This is a genomic window from Flavobacterium sp. 2755 (genome assembly GCF_031455715.1).
Lineage (GTDB): Bacteria > Bacteroidota > Bacteroidia > Flavobacteriales > Flavobacteriaceae > Flavobacterium.
Genome location: NZ_JAVDTG010000024.1, coordinates 1 through 1,067, shown reverse-complemented (window position 1 = coordinate 1,067; position 1,067 = coordinate 1). Strand labels below are relative to the sequence as shown.

At 44.9% G+C, this 1,067-nt stretch carries 1 pseudogene; it reads right to left on the bottom strand.

The features are described from left to right. A pseudogene (locus J2Y38_RS24570) lies at positions 1-1,067 on the bottom strand (hypothetical protein); the annotation flags it as partial.

The following is a 1,067-nucleotide window of genomic DNA, read 5'->3' as shown; positions in this document are numbered from 1 at the left end:
GCTGTTAAAGCTGTATTGATACATAAAGTAGGTGAAGATGATGCTGCAGTCACCGTTTTATTAGGCGTTACAATAATAGTTCCCGTTGCATTTACAGTTCCGCATCCGCCGGTTAAAGGGATTGAATAGTTAAATGTTCCCGAAGCTGCCGGCGTTCCGCTGATTGTAATAGTGTTAGAAGCCCAAGCTGCCGTTACACCAGTTGGTAATCCCGTTGCAGTTCCTATGGCTGTTGCACCAGTTGTGGTATGTGTAATGGCAGTTAAAGCCGTATTGATACAAAGTGTTGGTGAAGAAGATGCAGCGCTTACGGTATTTGCAGATGTTACAATAATAGTCCCGGTTGCATTTACAGTTCCACATCCGCCGTTTAAAGGGATTGAATAGTTAAAAGTTCCAGAAGCTGTCGGCGTTCCGCTGATTGTGATAGTGTTAGAAGCCCAAGCTGCAGTTACACCCGCCGGTAATCCCGTTGCAGTTCCTATAGCTGTTGCACCAGTTGTGGTATGTGTAATGGCAGTTAAAGCCGTATTGATACAAAGTGTTGGTGAAGATGAACCAGCAGTAACCGTTTTATTAGGTGTTACTATGATAGTTCCGATTGCATTTACAGTTCCGCATCCGCCGGTTAAAGGGATTGAATAGTTAAAAGTTCCCGAAGCTGTCGGTGTTCCGCTGATAGTAATAGTGTTTGAAGCCCAAGCAGCAGTTACTCCCGCTGGTAATCCTGTCGCAGTTCCAATACCCGTAGCACTTACAGTTGTATGAGTAATGGCTGTTAAAGCTGTATTGATACATAAAGTAGGTGAGGATGAAGCAGCAGTAACTGTTTTGTTAGGTGTTACTATGATAGTTCCGGTTGCATTTACAGTTCCGCATCCGCCGGTTAAAGGGATCGAATAGTTAAAAGTTCCCGAAGCTGTCGGTGTTCCGCTGATTGTAATGGTGTTAGAAGCCCAAGCTGCAGTTACACCTGCCGGAAGTCCCGTTGCAGTTCCTATAGCCGTTGCACCAGTTGTGGTATGTGTAACAGCCGTTAGAGCTGTATTGATACAAAGTGTTGGTGA